Origin of the sequence: Geitlerinema sp. PCC 9228 (genome assembly GCF_001870905.1) — a bacterium.
In the GTDB taxonomy this organism is placed as follows: Bacteria; Cyanobacteriota; Cyanobacteriia; order Cyanobacteriales; family PCC-9228; genus PCC-9228.
The window spans coordinates 1-4,857 of record NZ_LNDC01000013.1 but is presented as its reverse complement, the minus strand read 5'-3'; the positions used below and the strand labels follow the sequence as shown (position 1 = coordinate 4,857).

Genomic DNA, 4,857 nt, shown 5'->3' with positions numbered 1-4,857 from the left:
CTACTATCGGCTCTTGGTCTAGCCACTACTACGGGAACCTGGCTGTTCCCAAGCCCCGTCGCTTTAGCGCGGGGTCAGTGACGAGTTGCTGACGATTTTTGTTCATGGCGATCGCTCCTGATTGACGAAACATACTAAGATAATAAGTTTGCCTTATATTCCATCATCCGCCAATTCCAGGAAAATGTGTCAAAACAGACAAAAAAGTTTATAAAGCGAGCTTTGACAACCGGGTGCGGGCTGGCAGCGAATGAAGGTGGCAGCCATAAAATTAACCGGATCGCCCCCCCCTGTTCGAGCTTTCCATCCAGCGAGACTTGCCCCAATCCCTAAAAAAATCGTAATATGGGGTATAGAATCAAACTTGTTTGTAAAAAGCGATCGCATAAGAGGGACATTTATGACACCTTCCTTAGCCAACTTCCTGTACAGTCTGCTTGCCGGCGCCGTAATTGTCGTTATCCCGGTAGTAGTAGCTCTCATTTTCTTGAGCCAACGGGATAAAGTGCGCCGCTCCTAAAATCCCAGCCATCAAGGACTCACCACCAGCCGATTGACCAAAATTGGTGAGTCATCACCTCAGCTTTCCATTTCCTCCATTGGGTAGGGAGTTCAACCTTGGTGTGCCCCTGGTTTGCCCATCTGGTCAAGTTTCCAGATGATTTCGCCCCAAATGGCCGGTGTGCCAGCGGGTGCGAACGGTCCCCATCGAATGGGGATTGGTTGGCATGGGGGGAACGACATTTCCCTACCAAGTTCGGTATCCTAGAAGGGAAAGCTGGGGTTTTTTCATAGGTCAAATTTTGTAAAAAACCTCCTACTAGCGAGAACAATCATGGAAACAGGGACCACCATCCACCCATCCCATGCCTGAAACTGAAATAGGGAAGTTGGTAGTAACGTGTCGAGAAAACCGTCCAAAACTGGTTGTACCAACGCTTGGAAAATCGCCGCGGCAGGTGGTTCCCAGGTAGGTAATGGCTCGCTAGAATTAAGACTGATTCAGGAGACAGGCAATGGTAAATATCGGATTTAGCTGGAGTAGCCTGCTAGGTATTGTCCTCGTAACCTCGGGAGCAGCGCTGTACCTGCTGCGTTCGGTTCGACCGCAACTATCGCGGGACTACGACATTTTCTTCGCAGCGGTGGCTTTGCTGTGCGGCGGCATTCTTTTCTTCCAAGGATGGCGGCAAGACCCGATCCTTCAATTCGGTCAGTTCTTGCTCACGGGGTCGTTGGTCTTTTTTGCCATGGAGAGCATTCGCCTGCGGGGTGTGGTTACCCAGCAAGCCAAACGTAACGCTCCCACCAGCGACTACGAAGAATCGGACTATGACGAAGATGAAGAAGACGAAGAGGAAGGACAACCAGAACCGGGAGGTGTCTACCGCGCCGAATTGGATGAGTTAATGCCTGTAGAGGAACGCCCGGTAACCCGCCGCATTCGTGGCAGTAGGGACGAACGGGATGCCTACAGCGATCGCCAAACCAGTTCTCGGCGACGGTCTGCCCCGCGCAATCGGGGTTCGGAACGCCCCACCTCTAGCAGCCGGTCGCGATATGCTGCTTCTTCCCGACGACCTCGCCGTACGGAACGCAGTCGCTATGCCGGTGAAGGAGGTACAACCACGCGCCGCGATCGCTATGGAGAACGCCGCTACGGTGGAGATCGGGTAGATGCTGGCGAAGACTATCCCGATACCGAACCACCAGCGAAAACGGAACGTCCGGTTCGCGCCAGCCAAGGACGTACCGCGCGCCGCAGCCGACCTCCAGAAGCCAGTTCCCAGCGCCGACGCCGCGATATTGACGTGATTCGCCCCGCCGATGCCTACACCGAAGAAAGTCGCCCGGCAAGAAGACCCGATCGTGAAGTTGGCTACAGCAACGAACGCGAAGCGCCCTCCCGTTCCAATGCCAGAACCAGCAGTCGGTACGCTCGTTCTGACTATACGAAAGAGTATAATAACGACTACAACGATTATGTGGACTACCAACCCCTAGACAATCCCGAACAGGACTACCCCAACAGCGCAGACGAGGATTACTCTCGCTTTTCTTGAGCGGCTATAGCTACTTGTTGGACGGTACGAACAGTGCTGTTAGCCAATCTAGATCGGAACCAAGGGGACCAATCACAGGCAGCTACTTGCCCGTTGGGTCCCCTTTCCTCTAAATTTTACGAAAAAAGACGGGAGCTTGAAAGCCCTGCCTCTTTCCCAGCCGGGAGGAAAAGCGACCCGTGCAGCGGCCGCCGCCGTCAAAATCAAGTCAATGTACTAGAATCTAGAAAAACAGGCGAAATTTTATAAATCTATTTTCGTCCATCATGTTGACTCTCAGCTACGAATTCTCCCCCTCAAACCGACATGCCCCCAGATTCACGCCATCGAATCTTGGTTGGAAATCTGTCGGCAAGTTGGCAATGATGGGCTGAGAGAACGCCAAGATGGGGTCAAATCCCGAAAATTGCCTGTCAACGCCTGTCGTCTGGGAGGCGAGTATATCATTCCCGCCGATGCCCCTCGCCCTACCTATACCAGTCAGTGCCAGGCATTAACACCAGCCAAGAAAGACCATCCCCAACTAAAAATCCCCCGATCGCAAGTCTAGCAGCAAACCCTCAAACCTTTGGAGACCGCATGGGTGGCTATGGATCGACGGGGATTTGGTTTTCCTCGCTTGAGGAAAAAAGGGCGATTTCGCTCCTTTGTTTTCCCCAAAATCAAGGAAACCTGTATCGAAGGCAATCAAATCGACCTTCCGAAAATCGGGAAACTACGGTTTTTCAAGTCTCGTTCCCTTTTCTGAAAAGAGCGAGTGGGTACTATATTATTTTATCCGGTACCAGCGGATGTCGAAGTTCCCCAACCACCTATGAGTGAGCATACCATCGGATTGGATGTGGGGTTAGAAAGTTATTTGGCTACCAGCGATGGTGAATTGATTGACAACCCACGATTGTTCGTGAAGGCTTCCGGCAAGCTAAAATCGCTGCAACCAAAGCTCAACCCGTAGCAAAAGGGTTTCAGGGGTTGGCACTTGATTCAATATCGCATCGCCCAATTGTACGAACATGTAACCAAATCTCGCAAAGACTTTTCTTGAAGTGGGCTCAGCATTTGTGCAACCAAGCTAACAGCATTTTTGCCGAGGCTCTGAATTTGAGAGCTCTTAGGCGAGGTCAATTAGCCAAATTTTGTTTCGATGCGGCTTGGGGCGAGTTTCTATGCTTCGGCGTAGCTCAGCACAAGTCCATTTTGTCTTAAGTCTGTTTCAAACGTAGCAAATACTAAGCCTGCAGTAGAGGCCAAACAGAGCAGTCAAATTTGTCCCCATTGTGTGTCCATACGGGAAAAAAGCCGCTTTCTCAAAGGACTCATTTTTGCTCCCACTGCAGCGATCGAATCCATCGAGACGTGGCAGCAGCACAAGTGGTTTGGAATCGAGGTGTCGCCAGTACGTCCACCACAGGGCGGAAAAATGCTCGTTGAGGGTTCCTGTGCCTAGATAGACCAGCTCATAGCGAATCCATCTAGGCACACCCAATGAAGCGAGCATCTCACGAAGAGAATTCGTGAGAGTGTCAAGGCGACTATCGCAGTCCCAACCAGGTAAACAGGTCCATGCCGGTGACCAACTCAATCAGAAGGAGCAGCACAAAACCAATCATGGCAAACCGACCGTTCAAGCGTTCGGCATAGGCAGTCCAACCAAAAGCGGGTTCCACATTGTCTGCCATGGTGGGATGGGACTGTGTCGTTTGGGTTTCGTTGGCGGGGGAAGGGGTTTGATTTTGGGAACTTTCAGCACTCATAAATCCAAATTTCTAGATACAATCGAAACAAATTGCTTGCTAACAATTTGATGCAGCCTTAAGGATGCAGCAGGACACCTGTTGCTGTAAAGTTACAGTATGCACGATAAAGAGGAAAAAGACGAACTTAGCCTGCTTAACTCTGAAGATCATCTAGAAACACCTCTGGATCGATGGGACCAACAGGAGGAAGAAACGCCTCCCCCCGATCCGGAGGAAATGTTGCCTTTGCTGCAGGCATCGGAACCCCTCCAAAGAATGACGGCGGCGCGGGCGTTTTGCGAAATTTGCGACGATCGCGCCATCGAAAGCCTCATGCAGCTTTTGCGGGAACCTTGTCCGCTCATCCGGGTTAGTGCTGCCTATGCTTTGGGCAGAAATATCAACTCGGAAGTGGTGGGTGCCCTGATCGAACAGCTGCAGCAAGATTGGAATGGCTACGTTCGCAAAGGCATTGTTTGGGCGTTGGGCAACTGCTGCGATCGCCGTGTCTTATCGCCCCTGGTTGACGCCCTTAAATACGATATTTCTGCAGTGCGTTTGTGGGCAGCCAGTTCTCTGGGTCAGCTCTCTCCTTTGGGATACGAAGCGGTGGTAGCGGCTGTACCGGCTTTAATTGAAGGGTTGCGCAAAGATCCGACGCCGGCAGTACGCAGCAACTGTGCCTGGGCTTTGGGGCAGCTAGGTCGCGAAATGCCCTCGAATGTGGTTTATGCTGGGGTTATTGATTCCTTGCTGGAAGCTTTGGAAGAAGATGAGGACATGGGCGTATGCGAAGATGCCAAAGCTTCTTTGTTGCGGGTAGGCGACCCCAGAGCTTTACAAATTATCGAAGATTTAGAAAATGATGGCTTTTTCTGAAGATTTATGATAAACATACGATTCATTGGGAAAATATCGTCAATTTGACTGTTCCCCTCTCTAAAGAGTAGGGGATTCCCAAGGGATGATACGCGATGGGCTGAAGCCGCATCGCTACGCTTTTCTTTTGGACTGGCACTCAGAAGTGAATCCGGGTGGGACGAGTCAAAGCGCCCCTA

Annotated in this window: 6 protein-coding genes; 5 read left to right on the top strand and 1 reads right to left on the bottom strand. The window is 51.3% G+C overall.

The features are described 5' to 3' along the window. Nucleotides 1-400: 400 nt before the first annotated feature. The 4 genes from AS151_RS20445 to AS151_RS20435 all read left to right on the top strand — a co-directional run bounded on the left by AS151_RS20445 (nucleotide 401) and on the right by AS151_RS20435 (nucleotide 3,018). Nucleotides 401-520, top strand: a complete 120-nt coding sequence (locus AS151_RS20445; RefSeq protein WP_084639316.1) for a photosystem II reaction center X protein — start codon at nucleotides 401-403, stop codon at nucleotides 518-520. 496 nt (nucleotides 521-1,016) lie between these two features. Further along, nucleotides 1,017-2,063 carry a Ycf66 family protein gene (locus AS151_RS00675; protein ID WP_071515150.1) on the top strand — a complete coding sequence of 349 codons (1,047 nt, stop codon included), beginning with the start codon at nucleotides 1,017-1,019 and terminating at the stop codon, nucleotides 2,061-2,063. Between the two features lie 337 nt (nucleotides 2,064-2,400). After that, nucleotides 2,401-2,613, top strand: coding sequence for a hypothetical protein (locus tag AS151_RS20440; RefSeq protein WP_084639315.1), 213 nt, complete (start codon nucleotides 2,401-2,403; stop codon nucleotides 2,611-2,613). A 264-nt stretch (nucleotides 2,614-2,877) separates the two neighbouring features. After that, a complete protein-coding gene (locus AS151_RS20435) occupies nucleotides 2,878-3,018 on the top strand; it encodes a transposase (RefSeq protein WP_139240425.1) in 141 nt (46 codons plus the stop codon). 577 nt (nucleotides 3,019-3,595) lie between these two features. Here the strand turns inward: AS151_RS20435 and AS151_RS00665 are convergent. Continuing rightward, entirely contained in the window at nucleotides 3,596-3,817 is a 222-nt protein-coding gene (locus AS151_RS00665) for a chlorophyll a/b-binding protein (RefSeq protein ID WP_244532791.1), read from the bottom strand. Between the two features lie 99 nt (nucleotides 3,818-3,916). On the opposite strand from AS151_RS00665, the gene AS151_RS00660 reads away from it, so the two are divergent. Beyond that, nucleotides 3,917-4,678 carry a HEAT repeat domain-containing protein gene (locus AS151_RS00660; protein ID WP_071515149.1) on the top strand — a complete coding sequence of 254 codons (762 nt, stop codon included), beginning with the start codon at nucleotides 3,917-3,919 and terminating at the stop codon, nucleotides 4,676-4,678. The last annotated feature ends 179 nt before the right edge of the window (nucleotides 4,679-4,857 follow it).